General features: G+C 73.9%; 16 protein-coding genes and 1 pseudogene. 6 read left to right on the forward strand and 11 right to left on the reverse strand.

All coding sequences use genetic code 11. From position 1 onward, the window contains the following. Positions 1–47: 47 nt before the first annotated feature. The 4 genes and pseudogenes from OG780_RS09200 to OG780_RS09215 form a co-directional block, all read right to left on the reverse strand. A complete protein-coding gene (locus OG780_RS09200) occupies positions 48–533 on the reverse strand; it encodes a methylated-DNA--[protein]-cysteine S-methyltransferase (protein WP_328446489.1) in 486 nt (161 codons plus the stop codon). A gap of 158 nt (positions 534–691) precedes the next feature. Continuing rightward, a pseudogene (locus tag OG780_RS09205) lies at positions 692–2,185 on the reverse strand (AlkA N-terminal domain-containing protein); the annotation flags it as partial. A 98-nt stretch (positions 2,186–2,283) separates the two neighbouring features. Continuing rightward, positions 2,284–3,213, reverse strand: coding sequence for a M48 family metalloprotease (locus OG780_RS09210; protein ID WP_328446491.1), 930 nt, complete (start codon positions 3,211–3,213; stop codon positions 2,284–2,286). Further along, on the reverse strand, positions 3,210–3,605 hold the full coding sequence (locus tag OG780_RS09215; RefSeq protein WP_326784669.1) for a BlaI/MecI/CopY family transcriptional regulator: 396 nt from the start codon (positions 3,603–3,605) through the stop codon (positions 3,210–3,212). The genes OG780_RS09210 and OG780_RS09215 overlap by 4 nt, the downstream gene beginning before the upstream one ends. Positions 3,606–3,705: 100 nt before the next feature. On the opposite strand from OG780_RS09215, the gene OG780_RS09220 reads away from it, so the two are divergent. The 4 genes from OG780_RS09220 to OG780_RS09235 all read left to right on the forward strand — a co-directional run bounded on the left by OG780_RS09220 (position 3,706) and on the right by OG780_RS09235 (position 7,120). Continuing rightward, positions 3,706–4,395: a DedA family protein gene (locus tag OG780_RS09220; RefSeq protein WP_443062139.1), complete on the forward strand. Its 690-nt coding sequence runs from the start codon at positions 3,706–3,708 to the stop codon at positions 4,393–4,395. Continuing rightward, on the forward strand, positions 4,392–5,015 hold the full coding sequence (locus OG780_RS09225; protein ID WP_328446497.1) for a phosphatase PAP2 family protein: 624 nt from the start codon (positions 4,392–4,394) through the stop codon (positions 5,013–5,015). Before OG780_RS09220 ends, OG780_RS09225 begins: the two co-directional genes overlap by 4 nt. 9 nt (positions 5,016–5,024) lie before the next feature. After that, a complete protein-coding gene (locus tag OG780_RS09230) occupies positions 5,025–5,687 on the forward strand; it encodes a response regulator transcription factor (RefSeq protein ID WP_328446499.1) in 663 nt (220 codons plus the stop codon). A 62-nt stretch (positions 5,688–5,749) separates the two neighbouring features. After that, positions 5,750–7,120 carry a sensor histidine kinase gene (locus OG780_RS09235; protein ID WP_443062140.1) on the forward strand — a complete coding sequence of 457 codons (1,371 nt, stop codon included), beginning with the start codon at positions 5,750–5,752 and terminating at the stop codon, positions 7,118–7,120. A 75-nt stretch (positions 7,121–7,195) separates the two neighbouring features. Here OG780_RS09235 and OG780_RS09240 read toward each other — a convergent pair whose 3' ends face one another. The 3 genes from OG780_RS09240 to OG780_RS09250 form a co-directional block, all read right to left on the reverse strand. Beyond that, positions 7,196–8,044 (reverse strand): COG4705 family protein, encoded by an 849-nt coding sequence (locus OG780_RS09240; RefSeq protein ID WP_328446501.1) that lies wholly within the window; start codon positions 8,042–8,044, stop codon positions 7,196–7,198. 70 nt (positions 8,045–8,114) lie between these two features. Continuing rightward, on the reverse strand, positions 8,115–9,041 hold the full coding sequence (locus tag OG780_RS09245) for a lysylphosphatidylglycerol synthase transmembrane domain-containing protein (RefSeq protein ID WP_328458013.1): 927 nt from the start codon (positions 9,039–9,041) through the stop codon (positions 8,115–8,117). Positions 9,042–9,316: 275 nt separating this feature from the next. Beyond that, entirely contained in the window at positions 9,317–10,819 is a 1,503-nt protein-coding gene (locus tag OG780_RS09250) for a hypothetical protein (RefSeq protein WP_328446503.1), read from the reverse strand. A 228-nt stretch (positions 10,820–11,047) separates the two neighbouring features. On the opposite strand from OG780_RS09250, the gene OG780_RS09255 reads away from it, so the two are divergent. Beyond that, a complete protein-coding gene (locus tag OG780_RS09255; protein WP_328446505.1) occupies positions 11,048–11,431 on the forward strand; it encodes a BlaI/MecI/CopY family transcriptional regulator in 384 nt (127 codons plus the stop codon). A 225-nt stretch (positions 11,432–11,656) separates the two neighbouring features. Continuing rightward, positions 11,657–12,601 carry an endonuclease/exonuclease/phosphatase family protein gene (locus tag OG780_RS09260; protein WP_328446507.1) on the forward strand — a complete coding sequence of 315 codons (945 nt, stop codon included), beginning with the start codon at positions 11,657–11,659 and terminating at the stop codon, positions 12,599–12,601. A gap of 219 nt (positions 12,602–12,820) precedes the next feature. On the opposite strand, the gene OG780_RS09265 is transcribed toward OG780_RS09260, so the two are convergent. The 4 genes from OG780_RS09265 to OG780_RS09280 form a co-directional block, all read right to left on the reverse strand. Beyond that, a complete protein-coding gene (locus tag OG780_RS09265) occupies positions 12,821–13,330 on the reverse strand; it encodes an O-acetyl-ADP-ribose deacetylase (RefSeq protein WP_328446509.1) in 510 nt (169 codons plus the stop codon). After that, positions 13,327–14,736: a phytoene desaturase family protein gene (locus tag OG780_RS09270; protein ID WP_328446511.1), complete on the reverse strand. Its 1,410-nt coding sequence runs from the start codon at positions 14,734–14,736 to the stop codon at positions 13,327–13,329. The genes OG780_RS09265 and OG780_RS09270 overlap by 4 nt, the downstream gene beginning before the upstream one ends. A 164-nt stretch (positions 14,737–14,900) precedes the next feature. Next, positions 14,901–15,767 (reverse strand): inositol monophosphatase family protein, encoded by an 867-nt coding sequence (locus OG780_RS09275; protein ID WP_328446513.1) that lies wholly within the window; start codon positions 15,765–15,767, stop codon positions 14,901–14,903. 209 nt (positions 15,768–15,976) lie between these two features. Beyond that, positions 15,977–17,800, reverse strand: coding sequence for a gamma-glutamyltransferase family protein (locus tag OG780_RS09280; RefSeq protein ID WP_328446515.1), 1,824 nt, complete (start codon positions 17,798–17,800; stop codon positions 15,977–15,979). Positions 17,801–17,875 lie beyond the last annotated feature (75 nt).

Consider the following 17,875-nt stretch of genomic DNA (forward strand, 5'->3'; position numbering starts at 1 on the left):
ACCGGGCGGCCGGGGCGCCCGGCGGCCCGGCCGGGATGTGGGAGCGGTCAGAAGAGCGCCGATCCGCTCTCGAAGTCCAGGAGTTGCCGCTTGCGGTCCAGGCCGCCGCCGTAGCCGGTGAGGCCGCCGCTCGCGCCGATCACGCGATGGCAGGGCACGATGATCCCGATCGGGTTCTTGCCGTTGGCGAGGCCGACCGCGCGGGAGGCGCCCATGTTGCCCAGCACTTCGGCGAGTTCGCCGTACGACCGGGTCTCGCCGTAGGGGATCCGCCGGAGCTGATCCCACACACTGCGCTGGAACGGCGTCCCGTTCGTGCGCAGTTCGACGGTGAACTCCTTCAACTCGCCCTCGAAGTAGGCGTTCAGTTGCTCCGTCACCTCGTCGAAGAGGGTGTCGTCGCGGTCGCCGAAGCTCTCCTGCGGCGGACGGTGGCGCTGACCGACCATGTGGAGACCGCACAGGACGCCGTCGTCGTCGACGACGAGCGTGAGGGGGTCGTAGGGACTGTCGATGACCGTGTGCCGTTTCACTGGGCGTCCTTGGTGCGTGAGGTGCGTGCAGTGCGTGAGGTGCCTGGAGCGCTCGGACTGCCCGGACTGCCCGGAGTGCGCGGAGTACGTGTGCGGGGCGCCGTCGCACGGGAGGCGGGCCTCGTGGCCTCCGGCGGGTGCGGGGCGCCGGCCTGCTCCGGCAGGAAGTTGATCGGGTGGCTGTCCGTCGCCCACAGGTACTGGACCGCGTAGGCCCTCCAGGGGCGCCAGGCCGCGGCACGGGCCGTCAGGGCGGCAGGGGTGGAGGGGAGCCCCAACTCCTGTGCGGCGCGCCTGATTCCGAGGTCGGTGGGGAGGAAGGCGTCCGGGTCGCCGAGGGCGCGCATCGCGATCACGTCGGCGGTCCAGGGGCCGAAGCCGGGCAGCGCCAGAAGTCTGGCCCGTGCCTGCTCCCAGTCGCTCTCCACTCCCAAATGCAGGGTGCCTTCGGCGAGTTGACCCACCAGCGTGACGAACGTGGTCCGCCGCGTGCGGGGCATCGCGAGCGACTCGGGGTCCAGTGCGGCGAGCGCCTCCGGCGAAGGGAAGAGGTGGGTGAGACCGCCTCCGGGGTCGTCGACCGGATCTCCGTACGCGGTGACCAGGCGGGCGGCGTGGGTCCGCGCGGCGGCCGTGGAGACCTGTTGCCCCAGCACCGCCCGTACGGCGAACTCGGCCTCGTCCACCGTACGCGGCACCCGGCGGCCGGGGGCCTTGTCGACCAGCGGCGCCAGCAGCGGATCCGTGCGCAGCTGGTCGTCGACCGCCACCGGATCGGCGTCCAGGTCCAGCAGGCGGCGGCAGCGGCTGATCGCGACGGACAGGTCCCGCAGGTCGCTGAGGGCCAGTCGGCACGCGATGTGGTCCGGCATCGGCGTCAGACCGGCGACACCGTGCCCGTACGGCAGCCGCAGCGTCCGCCGGTACGCGCCGTCGCGCCACTCCTCCACCCCGGGTACGGCGGTCGCCGCGAGGTGTCCGAAGAGGTTGTCGGGGTTGAGCGGGGCGCGGAAAGGGAGCCGGAGATTCAGCACGCCCGGCACGCTCGGGGTCCCGGCCACGGCTTCGGCCCGGTTCCTGGGCAGGCGGGCGCGCAGCTCGCTCGGGGACAGCGCGAAGACCTCACGGACCGTGTCGTTGAAGGTGCGGATGGAGGAGAAGCCGGCGGCGAAGGCGATCCCGGCCATGGGTAGCGGTGTCGTCTCGATGAGCAGCCGGGCCGTCTGGGCGCGCTGGGCGCGGGCGAGCGCGAGGGGTCCCGCGCCCAGCTCGGCCAGGAGCTGCCGTTCGATCTGGCGGGTGCTGTAGCCGAGCCGGGCGGCCAGGCCCGGTACCCCGTCGCGGTCGACGACCCCGTCGCCGATCAGCCGCATCGCCCGGGCGACCAGGTCGGCACGGTGGTTCCATTCGGGAGAACCGGGGCTGGTGTCCGGGCGGCAGCGCTTACAGGCCCGGAATCCGGCCTGCTGGCAGGCGGCGGCGCTCGGGTAGAAGGTCATGTTCCGGGGCTTCGGCGGCACGACCGGGCAACTCGGCCGGCAGTAGATCCTCGTCGTCGTCACCGCGGTGAAGAACCATCCGTCGAAACGCGCGTCCTTCGACTGGACGGCACGCACGCAGCGCTCCGTGTCCGTGTGCATCCCGTTCTGCATGCCTCAAGCATCGGGCACTCCGGAGGGCGGGGCTGGCGAGAATCCGACATCGACCTCGCCCGGCCGGTGACCCTCGGCCGCTCCCGGCCGGAATCGCGTCAGCGAGTCTCCTCGCCCTGCGCGACCTCGACCTCGTGGTGGAAGGCGATGACACCCGCCCCCGACGCGCCGGCCGAGACGGCGGCGCAGGCCGCGAGGAGGACGGCGATCCAGGCGGCGGCGCGAGGGCGGTACCGGGGGACGGAGAGCAGGGCGGCGACCCGCTGGGGGACGGGACCCGTGGTGGCCGCCGGGGCGAAGTCGGGGCGCCCGGTGCGGGCCTCGCCGACGGCCAGGGCGGCGCGGGCGATGGCCCGTGCGATCAGCCTCCGGTCCCCCACGGCGACGGCCGCGGCCTCGTCCGCGGCGCGCTCCGCCGCGAGCGCGACGGTGGCGCGGACCGTGCGCAGGCCCGGGTGGCAGTGGGCCGCGAGTTCGGCCACGACGAGGAAACGGTGGTGGCCGCCCGCGTTGTGGGCCCGCTCGTGGGCGAAGAGGGCCTCGCGCTCGTCGGCGCCGAGGCTGCGGAGCATCGCGGTGGTGACGACGATGCGGTGCGGCCGGCCGGGGAGCGCGTAGGCGTCGGGGTGCGGCGACTCGATGACGCACAGGTCGCCGGCGGCGGGACGGCGGTCGGCCTGGCTGCGCGCGGTGCGGAAGGCACGCAGCTGGCGCAGGGCCGAGCGGACGACGGTCCAGGCGCCGACGGTGAGCAGACCCGTCGCGGCGGCCGCCGCGGGCAGGACGACGAGGTCCGAGGCCGTGCGCAGCGGGTGGACGAGGTCGCCGAGGCCCGCGAACAGGGGCATCTTGAGCAGGCCCGTCAGGACGAGCGCGCCGAGCGAGGCCACGGAGGCCCCGGCCAGCACGACGAGCGCGAGGGTCACCGACCACAGCGCGGCGACCGGGGTGAGCCGGTCCAGGCAGCGGCGGGCCAGCGGTCCCAGCGCGAAGGGGACGAGCAGGGGGACCATCAGGAGAAGGATCATTCGTCGCCCGGTTCCGGGCGCGTGCCGAGATCCGGTTCCAGGAGATCCCGCAGGAGCCGCTCGTCGTCGGGGCTGAGCTGGGCGACGAAGCGGGCCAGCGCGGTCTCCCTGTCGTCGTCGCGGTCGAGCTCGGTGTGCATGCGGCGCGCGGTGAGGCCGTGCGGGTCCTGGACGGGGAAGTAGGCGTAGCCCCGGCCCAGCCGCTCGCGGCCGACGATGCCCTTCTCGTGCAGCCGGGACAGGATCGTCGTCACTGTCGTGCGGGCCAGACCGGAGTCCAGCTCGGTCTGCACGCGTCCGGGCGTGAGCGGCACCCCCGCGGCCCAGAGAGCCGCCATCACGCTGGCCTCCAGCTCGCCCGCCGGTCGGCGTTCGTCCTTGTCACTGCTCATCGGAACGATCCTCACCCCACCATCGTCTACAGTTCAGTAGACTGTCTACAGAATTGTAGTCAGCCGGGCGCGGGTTTCGACCGCGCCCGCCCCTTCCAGTATGAGAGGGTCCGCGATGATGGCCGCACCGATGTTCACAGCGTCCGACCTCGCCGTGAATATTCTCAGCGCGCAGTCCCTGCTCGCCGCCTTCGGCGTGCTGGGGGTGGGCGTGGTGATGTTCGCGGAGACCGGTCTGCTGATCGGCTTCTTCCTGCCCGGTGACTCACTGCTGTTCACAGCGGGACTGCTCTGTACAGGATCGGGGCACGACGGCGTGAAGCTGTCGCTCGCCCCGCTGCTGATCGCCGCGGCCGTGGGCGCGCTCGCCGGCGCCCAGACCGGCTATCTGATCGGACGGAAGGCGGGCGGTGCCCTGCTCGCCCGCGATTCCTCCCCCCGCCTGAAATCGGGCGCGCACCGCGCCGAGGAGCTCCTGGAGCGGTACGGCCACGCCAAGGCGATCGTGCTGGCCCGCTTCGTGCCCGTCGTGCGTACGGTGCTGAACCCGATGGCGGGCGCCCTGGGCGTGCCGCTGCGGACCTTCACCGTGTGGCAGGTGGCCGGCGGCCTCGTCTGGAGCATCGGCCTCACCCTCGGCGGGTACGCGCTGGGTTCCTCCATCCCGAACGTCGACCGCTATCTGCTCCCGATCATCGCGGTCATCGTCCTCGTGTCCCTGGCCCCGCTCGCCGCCGAGCTGTACCGCTCGCGCCGGCAGGGCGCGGCGGGCGGGGAGGCCCAGGGATGATCCTGGCGCTCGACGGCTCGTCGATCGACGGCTCCGCCTACCGGTATGTGACCGATCTCGCCGAGGACTCCCCCTCGTGGCTCGACGGTCTGGTGTCCTTCTGGTCCACGTACGGGCTCGGACTGTTCGCCGTGCTGATGCTGCTGGGCTGGTGGCGGGCGCGGCGCGAGAGCCCCAGGGCGGCCCTGGCCGCCCTCGCCGTGCCGGTCGTCGTGGTCGTGGCGTACGGCGTGGATCTCGGCCTGAAGCTGCTGGTGCGCGAGGACCGGCCCTGTCAGAGCCTGCGGGTGGCGACCCTGGAGGCGTGCCCGGCTCCCGGTGACTGGTCGTTCCCCAGCAATCACGCGGCGATCGCGGCCGCGGCGGGCGTCGCCCTGTTCTTCGTCTCGCGCCGCCTCGGCACCGTCGCGATCGTGGCCGCCGGGGTCATGGCCGTCTCCCGGGTGTGGGTGGGTGCGCACTATCCGCACGACATCGCGGCCGGTGTGCTCGTCGGCACACTCGTCGCGATGGCGATGACGACGGCTCTGCGCAGACTGCCCGATGTCTCGGGACACCCTCTCGTCGCGTCGCGGCTCGGAGCCCTGCTCCTCGCGCCCCGGCTCGTGAAGAGCGGGTGAGCGGCCCGTATGCCCCGGCGGATCCTGGTCGTCGAGGACGACCACGCCCTGCGTGACGTTCTGCGGCGCGGGCTGCGGGACGAGGGCTTCGACACCGTGTCGGCGCGGGACGGCGCGACCGCACTGCGGCTGGCCGGGGACGGCATCGACGCGGCCGTCCTGGACGTCGGTCTGCCCGACGCCGACGGACGGGACGTGTGCCAGGCGATCCGGGCCAACGGCTTCCTCGCCCCCGTGATCTTCCTGACGGCCCACCACCATCTCACCGACCGGCTGGCCGGCTTCGCGGCCGGAGGCGACGACTATCTGCCCAAGCCGTTCCATCTGACGGAGCTGGCGGCCCGGCTGCGGGCGGCCCTCAAGCGCGCCGGACCGGGTCCGGCGGACACCGCGGGCGACCTGGTACTGGACCCGGTCGCGCACAGCCTGACCGTACGGGGCCTTCGCGTCGCGCTGACCCCCACGGAGTTCCGCCTGCTGGCGGCGCTGATGGCGGCGTCCGGGGCGATCGTCGGCCGACGGGAGCTGATCAGGGCCGGCTGGCCGGAGGGAGCCCAGGTCAGCGACAACACGCTCGACCAGTATCTGACCCGGCTGCGCCGCAAGCTCCGGGACGGCGGCAGCAAGCTGACGGTCACGACCGCGCGGGGCATCGGACACCGCCTCTCATGAGGCCCGCTCCCCCACGCGCGCGGCTGGCCGGCGCGACGGATTCCCCAGCGGGAGGCGTGCCCGTGAGTACCACGTCCACCACCCGACGGCGGCGTCCTGGAACCCTGCGGGGCCGGCTCTCGCTGGTCGCGCTGACCACCGCCACCCTGCTGATGGTGATCCTCACGGTGGCGTTCAACACCGTCGTACGACAGCACCTGCGGCATCAGGCGGACGACGAACTGCGCACCCGGGGCACCGCGGTCGCCGCGACGGTCGACACCAGCGGCGCCCGGGTGCGTGTTCTGGAGACGCCGGGCGAGGAGCTGCTCGACGCGAACGTGTGGATCTACGCGGACGGCCGGCTCCTGGAGAAACCGCCCGTGGCCTCCGCCGCGGGCCCGCTCACCCGCGCGGCCGGCGCACTCGCCGCCCGGGGCGGGACGCGCTGCGTCACCGCCCGTGCCCACGACCCGGTCCGGCTGTGCGCGCGACCGGTGCCGGGGGGCAGGACCGGCGCGAGCGTCGTCACCGCCCTCGACCTGAACCCGTACCGCGCTTCGGCCGACACCCTGCTGTTCGCGTCGCTCGCGCTCGACGCCGCCATGCTCGCCTGCACCTATGTGCTGACACGCCTCGCGGTGGGGCGTGCCCTGCGTCCCGTGCGCGCCATGACCGACCAGGCCACGCAATGGAGCGCCGTGGCTTCCGAGGAACGATTCGGCAGCATCGACCGGCCCGACGAACTCGCCCGGCTGGGCGGGTCGCTGGACGCGCTCCTGGACCGCATCCGGGCCCTGCTGCGCCATGAGCGGCAGCTCACCCGGGAGCTGTCGCACGAGCTGCGCAATCCTCTGGCCCGGATCATCGCCGAGCTCGACTGGTGGCAGTCCCGGCCTCGGTCCGCCGAGGAGACCCGGGCCACGCAGGAGGCCCTGTCGGACGCCGCCCGGTCCATGCGCACGATCTGCGACACGCTGCTCGACGACGCCCGTGACAGCGCGTGCGCCGCACCGGGCACGAGCGAGGTCGTATCCGTACTGCGCCGGCTCGCGGCCCGTGCCGCCACGACCCGGCCGGAGGTGCGGATCACCGTCACCGGCCCTGGGACCGACCCGGTGGCCGGAGTGCCCGACGCCCTGCTGGAGCGCATCGTCAGTCCCCTGCTCGACAACGCTCTCCGGCACGCCCGCGCCCATGTCGAGATCCGGGCCGGCGCGCGGCCCGGCGGTGTCCGCGTGGAGGTCGTGGACGACGGACCCGGCGTACCCGCGTCGTTCGCGGCGCAGCTCTTCCAGCCCGGCCGCCGGGCCGATCCCGGGGACGGACACGGCGGGGCGGGCCTCGGTCTGCCGCTCGCACGACGCCTGGCCCGCTCCGCCGGCGGCGAGGTCCGCCACGAGGAGACGGGCGTCTCGGGCGCGACCTTCGTGGTCGGCCTTCCGTCGGGGTGAAGGGACGAGGTGAAGTGGTGGGATGAAGAGCCCGAGGGCCGCCGCCGGAACGTTCCGGCGGCGGCCCGTCCGCGGTCAGCCCGCTTGAACGGGGCGCCGGCCGGCGTCGGTGACATCGCGTCGGGTGATCGAGAGATGGACCACCAGACCGAGGATGACCGTCAGGAACAGCACGCTGGTGACGACGGTGCCGAAGCCCAGGCCGCCGTCGCCGGTCGGCTGCGAGAGGTAGTCGCCGATCGACGCGCCCAGCGGGCGGGTCAGGATGTAGGCGATCCAGAAGCTGAGCACGGCGTTCAGGCCGAGCGCGAAGTGCGCGACGGCGACGGCGGCGATCGCGAGGGCGAACAGCACCGCGGAGACCCGGTACCCGAGGGCCATGCGCTCGGCGACCAGGTCACCGGCCGCGGTGCCGAGCGCGAAGGTGAACAGCACCGCCAGCCAGTAGTAGGCCTCGCGGGAGAGCGTGTCGACGCTGTGGATGGACAGCGTCCCCTCACGGCGGTACCAGACGAGGAACGTCACGGCGAGGGCGACGGCGAACACGGCGGTACTGGTCTCCAGCGGCACGCCCAGGTTGTCGGTGAGGTTGTCGCTGATCAGCGTCCCCACGACGCTGATCAGCGCCACCGCGAGCCAGTACACGCCCGCCCGGTAGCTCTTCGTACGGAACTGGACCACCAGGACGGCCGCCAGCAGCCCGCTCATCAGCAGCGAGACACCGGTCAGGCCGAGGCCCAGCTTCTCGTTCAGGAGGTCGGCGGCGGTCTCGCCGACGGTCGTGCACAGCACCTTGATGATCCAGAAGTACGCGGTGACTTCGGGCACCTTGTTCCAGCGCGGGCGGTGCCCGGCGGGATCCGGGGATCCGGGGCGGCCGTACGCCTCGGGAGTCCCGGAGTTCTCTGTTGTCTCGTAGGTCATGGAGCCCGAGGGTGGCAGCGGAAGTCTGAACGGATCCTGACCGCCGTACGGCCCCGGGCCCGCACCTCGTTCACAGCACCCGGCGGCGGATCAGCACGCCCAGCGCCACCAGCCCCGGGAGCAGGGGAAGCCACACGGTGAGCAGTCGGTAGCCGAGCACCGTGGACGCCGCCGCCTCGCCGGGCGCCCCCGCGAACGTGAGGGCCAGCGCGAGGGCGGCGTCCAGGGAGCCGAGGCCGCCCGGGGTGGGCAGCAGGACGGCGGCGCTGCTCGCGGCGAGGTAGACGAGGGCCACCCGGGCCGGGGACAGCGACAGGCCGATGGCCTGGGCGACGGCGATGACCACGGTGGCGTGCAGCGCCGCGAAGGCGAGCGAGCCGCCCCACAGCGCGGCGGCCCGCGCGGGGACTTCGTGCACGGCGCGGACGTCCAGGAGCACACGGCGCAGCGCCCGCCGCAGCGGTCCGGCGAAGAGCGCCGCGGCGACGGCGGCCACGACGGCGCCGGCCGTCCAGGCGGCCACGGTCCAGGCGCTCGCCGTCAGCCGGGGAAGGCGAAGCGCGCCGGGACAGGCCAGGGCCAGTCCGCCGATCAGACAGCCGCGTACGACGGTTCCGGCACAGGCCTTGACCACGAGGGCGGTCGCGGAACGGGCGAAGGGCAGTCCGCACCGGGTCAGGAAGCGCAGATTGACGGCACCCGCGCCGAGGCCCGAGGGCAGTACGTGGTTGGCGGAGGCGGCCGCGAACTGCACCGCCACCAGTCGCCCGGCGGGCAGCGGCTCCGCCACCGCGCCCTGCTGGGCGAGGGCGGAGCACACCCAGGTCGCCAGGGTGGCGACGGCCGCCACCAGCAGCCAGCCCCGGTCGGCGTGCGCGAGCATGCCCGCTCCCGACTCGATCACCGGCCAGTGGCGGTGGGCGAGGAACCCGGCGGCCACCAGCACGAGCAGCGAGAGCACGGCGTGCCGGACCGTCCGCCCGTCCCGCGCGGACAGGCGCCGTCCGGCGGTCGTCCGCCCGCCGTCGGCCGGCGAGGGGGAGGACGGTCCGTTCGGGCCGCACACCGGCCCGGGCGGAGAGGTCCCCGGGCCGTCGGCCGCCGGCCCGGACCCGGCGAGGGACACGGGTGCGCCTCCGGGCGTTCCGCTCCCGGCCGGACCCGGCGGCGGGGCGCCCACCGGTTCGCCGCGGGAAGGCCGGCCGGCGCCGGCGGCGCCACCGGCGGCCGCCCGCGCCCTGTCCGCCGGTGAAGGCGTCTTCGGCGGAGGGGTCACGGCGTACGGCTCCCCGCGCCCGGAGAGACGTAGACGTCGACGTCACCCGCGCGGTGGGGTGACCAGGCGCGGGCGTATCCGGGCGGCGCGCCTCCCGGTGTCGTGACGACGGCGACCGGCATGTGCCGGACGGAACGCGCGATGGCCGCCGCGGTGGTGTTGGCGTTGTGTCCGCCGGTCGCCACGGAGGAACAGCCGGCGTAGAAGGCGATGGGCACGGACTGACGGCCGGCCAGCGCACAGGGCGGCCGCACCCCGAGCCTGTGCAGTTCCGCCGCCGTCACCGCCCAGCCGTGGTGGCTGTCGGCGGTGCGCCGCACCGTGGCCTGAAGCACCGCGAACTGCACGGCCAGATGCCCGGCGAGACCGAGGGCCACCAGTGTCACGATCACCGGCCGCCACCGGCCCCCGGAGGTGACCAGGTGGACGAGGGCGTCGGCGACGGGGATCGCGACGAGGGCGTAGAGGGGCAGCAGGAAGCGCGGGGCCGCGTATCCGATCATGAAGAGGTACGGGAACCCCGCTGTCGTGGCACAGGCCAGGAGCAGCAGGGTGGGTGCCGGGCGACGGGCCCTGACGGCGGTCACCAGGCCGAGGGCGGCGACCAGCGGCAGGACGAACCACCACGCCGTCACCGCGGGGTCCGGCATCCCGCCGGTGCAGGGCCGGCACAGCACGCGTCCGCCGAGGCTGCGCATCTGGTCGCCGACCGCGATGTTCCAGCCGAGGCCGCCCTGGATGCGCGAACCGTCGGCGAGCCGTTGCCCCGGGCCGCCGTAGCTCACGTACGCCTCGATGATCCACTCGGCCGCTCCGGCCGACAGGCCCGCGACGAGCGCGAGCAGCGGCCGGACCCGCCGCCACCGAGGGACCGCGACGGCGAGGACCAGGAGCGGCAGCGTCACCCAGACGGCGTCGGGGGGCCGCATCCACGCCATCAGCGCCGCGCTCAGCCCGGTCCCCCACAGCACCGCCCGGTCGCGGCCGCCCGCCCGGGCCCGCAGGAAGCAGCCGACGCAGACCAGGGCGCCGACCGCGACCCAGTAGTTGGGCATGGCCTGCGGGCCGTAGAAGAGGGTCACCCACAGCGTCGCGAACAGGGCGCCCGCCAGGGCGAGGACCCGCACCGGGAACAGTCCGCGCCACACGCGCAGGGCCACGAACAGGCCGAGTCCGGAGAGCAGGGCGAGGTAGATCCGCAACAGGGTGGTGGAGGACGACCAGGAGGCCACCGGCGCGACGAGCAGAGAGACCCCGCGGGCCCGTGGTGCGCTGAAGAACGCCGCCGGGGCGTGCGGGGAGACCTGGCTGACGTACACGGTCTCGTCCCAGCCGAGTCCCGTCCCGGGGTGCACGAGGATCAACTGGGCCAGGACGAAGGCGGCCGCGACCAGAGCGAGCGCGCCGGGACCACCGGGACGCCGGGACGCCCGGGCCGTCCTGCCCGGCGGTCCGGACCGCCGGGCGCCGATGAGCGGGACGTTCAGGGTCTTGGCCATCGTCCACCCTTCACCCTACACGCTGTAGGGTTTCCTCACCCTACAAGACATAGGGTGAGGCCGAGAGCCGGGAAATCATGGACAAACTACCGTTCACCGGAAGAAGGCGCCGAACGGGACAGGCGTGTGGGGAGGTACCCGGGGCGGCCTGCGCCCCCGCGCACCCCCGGGCGCACACCCCGGACCGGCCTCGTTACCGGCTTGGCTACGCGCTGTAAGGTGACGGGCATGGCTGGCACAGGTCCCCACGGAAGGGCGGAACGGCGCAGCGCGGGCGAACTGGAGAGCACGGTCCTCGCCGCCCTGTGGGCCACGGACGACGCGATGACGCCCGCCGAGATCCAGGCCGAGATCGGCGGCGGACTCGCCTACAACACGGTGCACACCATCCTCAGACGTCTGTACGACAAGGGTCTTGTGCTCCGGGACGTTGACGGCCGGCGCGGCGCGTACCGCCCCGCCAAGAACGCGGCCCAGCTGACCGCCGAGGCCATGCACGAGGCACTCGACCGCGGGCCCGACCCGATCGCGGCCCTCCGGCAGTTCGTGACCGGGCTCAGCCGCCAGGAGGAGGAAGCCCTGCGCGACCTCCTGGGAGGGAACGGGCCATGAGGATCGATGTCCACGTTCCGCTCGTGCCGACGCCGATCCCCACCCCTCCCCCGTGCACGGCACCGCCTCGCCGGGGCGAACCCGTCCGGCCCATGACACCGCCCGCCGATGACCTCGCCCACCCGGCAACACCTTCCCGCCGGTGATCCCACCGGGCTCCGGCACCTCCCTGTCCGCCGGAAGACCGGCCCCCGCTCGTCCGTCACGCCGGGTACCGTCGCGTCCATGACACCTTCCGAGACGGCTCGTCCCGGCTCCTCGCGCTCCGGGCGGGTGCGGTTCGCGACGTTCAACGTGCTGCACGGCCGGACGCTGGCGGACGGCAGACCCGTTTCCGTCCGGGCCGCGGGCGGCCCCGAGGTGCCGCTCGTGCGGGCCGTCGCGTCGCTGGACGCCGATGTGGTGGCGCTACAAGAGGTGGACCGGCTGCAGGAACGCTCCGGCGGAGTGGACCAGGCGTCCGCCGCGGCCGAGGGGTCCGGCGCGCCGCACTGGCGTTACGCGTCCGCGTTCCACGGCACGGCGAAGGCGGGCGGCGGCTGGGTCCCGGAACCGTCCGAACCGGGTCTGCGGGTGTACGGGCCGCGCGAGGCCGAGGCGGGTGACGGTGTCCCCTCGCACGGCGTCGCACTGCTGTCCCGGCTGCCCGTACGGCACTGGAGGGCCCTTCGGCTGGCCCCGGCGCCGGTCCCCATGCCGCTGCGGACACCCGGACGCCGTGGACTCACGCTGTCCAGGGACCAGCCGCGGGCCGCGCTGGCCGCCGTCCTGGAGGGAAGCCGCGGGCCGTTCACCGTGGTGGCTCTGCACCTGTCGTTCGTGCCCGGCTGGAACGTCCGTCAGTTGCTCGCCGTCCGCGCCTGGATCGCCGACCTGCCCGGGCCCCGCGTGCTTCTCGGCGACTTCAACCTGCCCGGCGCGCTTCCGAGGACGGTCCTCGGTCCGGCCGGGACGATCGGCGGCGGCCGGACCCGGTCCGCCGATACCCCGCCGGGGCCGCGCGGCTGGCGGGATCTGGCCCGTACGCCTACCTACCCCTCGCACCGCCCCATCGTCCAGCTCGACCATGTGCTGGCCACCGGCATCGAGGCGGGTGCGGCCGTCGGCGCGCACGCGCCGAGCACCCCCGTCTCGGACCACCGGCCGCTGGTGGTCGAACTGCCCCTTTGACCGGACCACGCACGCGCCTCAGCGATCCGCAGGCCCCGACGCCCCGCACGCCACCGCCACGCCGCATGCCTCAACACGCCGCATGCACCAACGGCCCGCACGAGCGACCTGGCGGGACGCCTGACCAGCGCAGGACCCGGCACCGCCCCGAGCCTGACTCGGGGGCCCGGTCCGCCGGACCCCGGTTCGCTCAGCCCGCGGCGCCCGGCGCCCGGCCCGTCATCCCAGCTGCCCGGCGAACGCGTCGTACGCGCGTTCGTCGAAGAGCACGAAGCGGATCTCCTCGACGTCGGTCTCGGCGGCCCGGACGGTCTCCACCGCGATGCGCGCCGCGTCGTCCATCGGCCAGCCGTAGATGCCCGCGGAGACGGCGGGGAAGGCGACCGTACGGGCTCCGAGCTCGTCGGCGACCCGCAGCGACTCCCGGTAGCAGGAGGCCAGCAGCTCCGACCGGTCGTCCTCCCGGGCGTAGCGGGGACCCACGGTGTGGATCACCCAGCGGGCGTCGAGGTCACCCGCGGTCGTGGCGACCGCCCGGCCGGTCGCCAGGCCCTTGCCGTAGTGACCGGCCCGCAGTTCGCGGCACGCGGCGAGAACGGCCGGGCCGCCGCGGCGGTGAATGGCTCCGTCGACGCCCCCGCCGCCGAGCAGCGAGGAGTTCGCCGCGTTGACGACGGCGTCGACGCTCTGCCGGGTGATGTCGCCCTGCACCAGCGTGATCGTGGTCATGACTCTCTCAGCCTCCTCCAGACGGCCTTCGCCGCGTTGTGCCCCGACATCCCGTGCACTCCGGGACCGGGCGGGGTGGCCGAGGAGCACAGGAAGACGGCGGGGTGCGGGGTGCTGTACGGGGACAGGGACAGTCTGGGGCGGAGCATGAGCTGGAGTCCGGAGGCTGCGCCGCAGGCGATGTCGCCGCCCACGTAGTTGGCGTTGCGGGCCGCGAGCAGGGGCGGTCCGGCGGTCGCGCGGGCCAGGACCCGGTCGCGGAAGCCCGGCGCGAACCGCTCCAGCTGGCGCTCGATCGCGTCCGTGAGGTCTCCGGTCCAGCCGTTCGGGACATGGCCGTAGGCCCAGAAGACCTGTTTGCCCTCGGGGGCGCGCGACGGGTCCACGACGCTCGGCTGCACCGTGATCAGGAACGGCGCGTCGGGCGCCCGGCCCTCGCGCGAGGCCGCCCGCAGCGCGGTGCCGATCTCCGCCCGGCTCGCCCCGACCTGGACGGTCCCGGCGACACGGGCCTGCTCGGCGGTCCAGGGCACGGGACCGTCCAGCGCGTAGTCGATCTTGAAGGCGCCCGCCCCGTACCGGTAGCCCTCGTAGTACCGCCCGAAACCCGCGATACGGGCCAGGGCCTTGGGCGAGGTGTCGAAGACGTAGGCCCGCGCGGGGGGCAGATCGTCCAGGCGCTTGACCTCGTAGTCGGTGTGGACGGTGCCGCCGAGATCCTTGAGATACGCGGTCAGCGCGTCCGAGATGGACTGGGAGCCGCCGCGTGCGACGGGCCACCCCCGGGCGTGCGCGGCCAGCGCGAAGACCAGGCCGACGGCGCCCGTGGCGATTCCCTCCAGCGGCGCGATGACGTGCGCCACCAGACCGGCGAACAGGGCTTTGGCCCGCTCGTCGCGGAAGCGGCGCATCAGCCAGGTCGACGGCGGCAGCCCGGCCAGACCGAAGCGGGCGAGGGTGACGGGGTCCCGGGGCAGCGCGGTCAGCGGCAGTGACATGAAGTCGTGCGCCAGGGTGTCCCACTTGCTCAGGAACGGGGCGACGAGCCTGCGGTACGCGCCCGCGTCACGCGGCCCGAAGGAGGCCGCCGTCTCGGCCACGGACCGCGCGAGCACCGCCGCCGAGCCGTCCGGGAACGGGTGCGCCATGGGGAGCTCGGCGTGCAGCCACTCCAGGCCGTAGCGCTCCAGGGGCATCGCACGGAAGGCGGGCGAGTTGACGCCGAGCGGATGCGCCGCCGCGCACGGATCGTGCCGGAAACCGGGCAGGGTCAGCTCTTCGGTGCGCGATCCCCCGCCCACCGTGTCGCGGGCCTCGAACACGGCCACGGAGAAGCCCCGGCGGGCCAGCTCCACGGCAGCCGTCAGTCCGTTCGGCCCCGCACCCACCACGACCGCATCGAGCATCGACGGCACCTTCGGACTCCTTTGTCAGCCGACGGCCACTGAGCATCAGGATATGCCGGAGGACTGACAGCCTTGACGGTACGGGGCGTTGGAGGGAATCACCCCGTACCGTACGACGGCCGCCGCACCGGATCCACGGCCCGCGCGGGCCGGGGATCTCCCGCTCAGGCGCCGACAGCCACCTGCTCGGACGGTGCCGCCAGCAGGGCGGTCACCCGGCGGGCCGTGGCCTCGTCCCGGGCCGCCGTGAACGGCAGCGCGTTGCCCCCGGTGACCCGGAACGGCTCGCCGCCGAGCGTCAGGTGGGCGCCGCCCGCCTCCTCGACCAGCAGGAGTCCCGCGGCGTGATCCCAAGCCGCCTCCCAGCTGAACGCGGTGGCGTCCAACTCGCCGCGGGCTATGGCCAGATACTCCAGGCCGGCTGAACCGCACGGACGCGGGACGACGCCCTCGACGCGCAGTCCGAGGAGCGCTCGCTTCTGCTCGTCCGTGGTGTAGTCCGGGTGGGAGGTCGCGATGTCGAGGTCACGGCCGGGCTCCGGCGAACCGCAGCGCAGCGGCACGCCGTCGAGCACGGCCCCGCGCCCCCGTACCGCGGTGGCGAACTCGTCGCGCGCGGGCGCGTACGTCCACGAGGCCCACACCACGCCGTCCAGCACGAGCGCGACCAGCGTGCAGAACCCGGAGTCGCCGTGCACGAACTGCCTGGTGCCGTCGACGGGGTCGACGATCCAGACGGGGGCCGTGCCCTGGATCGCCTCGTAGGTCGCCGGGTCGGCGTGCACCGCCTCCTCGCCGACGACGACCGAACCGGGCAGCAGCGCGGTGAGGGTCTCGGTGAGGTACCTCTCGGCCAGGCGGTCGGCGTCCGTCACGAGGTCGTGCGGGCCGGACTTCTGGTCGATCTCGTCCGCGGAGAGCTGCCGGAACCGGGGCATGATCTCGGTGGCGGCGGCCTTGCGGATGGCGTGTTCCACGTCGGACGCGCGGTGGGCGAGAAACTCGTCGATGGTTTCGATGTCTTCGATCATGGCTCCATGACAACACGCGCCACTGACAATCCTCACCCCTCCGGGGTACTCCGGGTGGAATCACCATGAATTCCCAGGGCTGACGATCACCGGTACCGACCCGGGATCCCGGCCTCGGGGAATGCCCGTTACGGGCGCGGGCGGCGGGACAGCCGTCGGTGGCGGGACAGCTATCGGTGGCGGGACAGGCGCCGGTGCCCCGACGGGCCTCAGCGGCCGACCGCGTACCCCTGCATCCCGCGCGCGTTGGCCCCCGCCGACAGGACGCCGGTCCCAGGATCGCGGGCCACCGCGCACAGCCGCCCCTCGGACCAGGCCTCGGCGACCGTGACGTCGTGGCCCCGGCGGCGCAGTTCCTCGACGACCCCCTCGTCCGTGCGGGACTCGACGGTGAGGCTGCCCGGACGCATACCGCGCGGATAGAACGAGCCCGGAAAGCTGTCGTTGTGCCAGTTCGGGGCGTCGATCGCGCCCTGGAGGTCGAGTCCGCCGCGCACCTGCGGGCGCAGCGCCACGGACAGGAAGAAGTGCGTCTGCCACTGGTCCTGCTGATCGCCGCCGGGGGTACCGAACGCCATGACGGGCACGCCGTAGCGCAGCGCCACGGAGGGCGTCAGCGTGGTGCGGGGCCGGCGGCCCGGGGCCAGGGAGTTGGGCAGTCCCTCCTCCAGCCAGGCCATCTGGAGCCGCGTGCCGAGCGGGAAGCCCAGTTCGGGGACGACCGGGTTGGACTGGAGCCAGCCGCCGCTGGGCGTGGCGGCGACCATGTTGCCCCAGCGGTCGACGACATCCAGGTGGCAGGTGTCGCCCCGGGTGCCTCCGTCGGGCGCCACTTCGGGTTCCGCGGCCGCGCGGCCCATGGTGGGCTCACCGGCGCCGGGCACCGCGAGCGCGTCGAAGCCGGACTCCTCGGCGGCCACCACGCGCGCGTGCCCGCTCAGCCGCGGCTCCCGGCCGCCCGGACTGCCGGGGCGCAGTTCGTACGACGCCTTGTCGCCGACGAGTGCCCGCCGGGCGGCGTTGTAGGGCTCCGACAGCAGGTCGCCGAGCGGTACCTCGGCCGCGTCGCCGTACCAGGCCTCCCGGTCGGCCATGGCGAGCTTGCAGCCCTCGACGAGCAGGTGGACGTACTCGGCGGAACCGTAGCGGGGCAGTTCGGGCGGGAGCAGTGCCAGTTGCTGGAGGAGGACCGGGCCCTGGCTCCAGGGGCCCGCCTTGCACAGGGTCCAGCCCCGCCAGTCGTACGTCGCCGGGGCCTCGTAGGTCGCGGACCAGCCGGCGAGGTCGGCCGCTGTCAGGGTGCCGGTGCGACGCTCACCGCTGGTGTCCATGGTGGGCCGCCGGGCCTGCCGGACCAGGGCCTCGGCGATGAAGCCGGAGCGCCACACCTCCCGTGCCGCGTCGATCTCGGCGACCCGGTCCCCGGCGCCGGAGACCTCGTCGAGCAGCCGTCGCCAGGTCGCGGCGAGAGCCGGATTGCGGAACAGCTCGCCGGGGCGCGGCGACCTGCCTCCCGGCAGATACACCTCGGCCGACGAGGTCCACTCCGCCTCGAACAGCGCGCGTACCGCCTCCACCGTCTCGCCGACGCGCTCCACCGGCGCGTGCCCGTCCTCGGCGTATCCGATGGCGTACTTCAGGACGTCGGCGAGCGGTTTGGTGCCGTGGTCGCGCAGCAGCAGCATCCAGGCGTCGAACGCGCCCGGCACGGCGGCCGCGAGCGGGCCCGTACCGGGTACGAGCTCCAGACCGAGGCTCCTGTAGTGGGCGACGGTCGCTCCGGCCGGCGCGACGCCCTGCCCGCAGAGCACCCGCACCGGGCCGTCGGCGGGGGCCAGGATGATCGGGACCTCACCCGCGGGCCCGTTGAGATGGGGTTCCACGACGTGCAGGACGAAACCGGCCGCGACGGCGGCGTCGTAGGCGTTGCCGCCGTCCTCCAGAACGGCCATCGCGGACTGCGAGGCGAGCCAGTGCGTGGAGGACACCATGCCGAAGGTGCCCTGGAGGGTCGGACGAGTCGTGAAAAGCATCTGCAACCTCGGTGTCTGTGTGCGCCGGTCGGCCCATCGAACATCAAAGTGGCCGTGGGGCCGTATTTCCATCCT

The sequence above is a fragment of the Streptomyces sp. NBC_00386 genome (assembly GCF_036063235.1).
Lineage (GTDB): Bacteria > Actinomycetota > Actinomycetes > Streptomycetales > Streptomycetaceae > Streptomyces.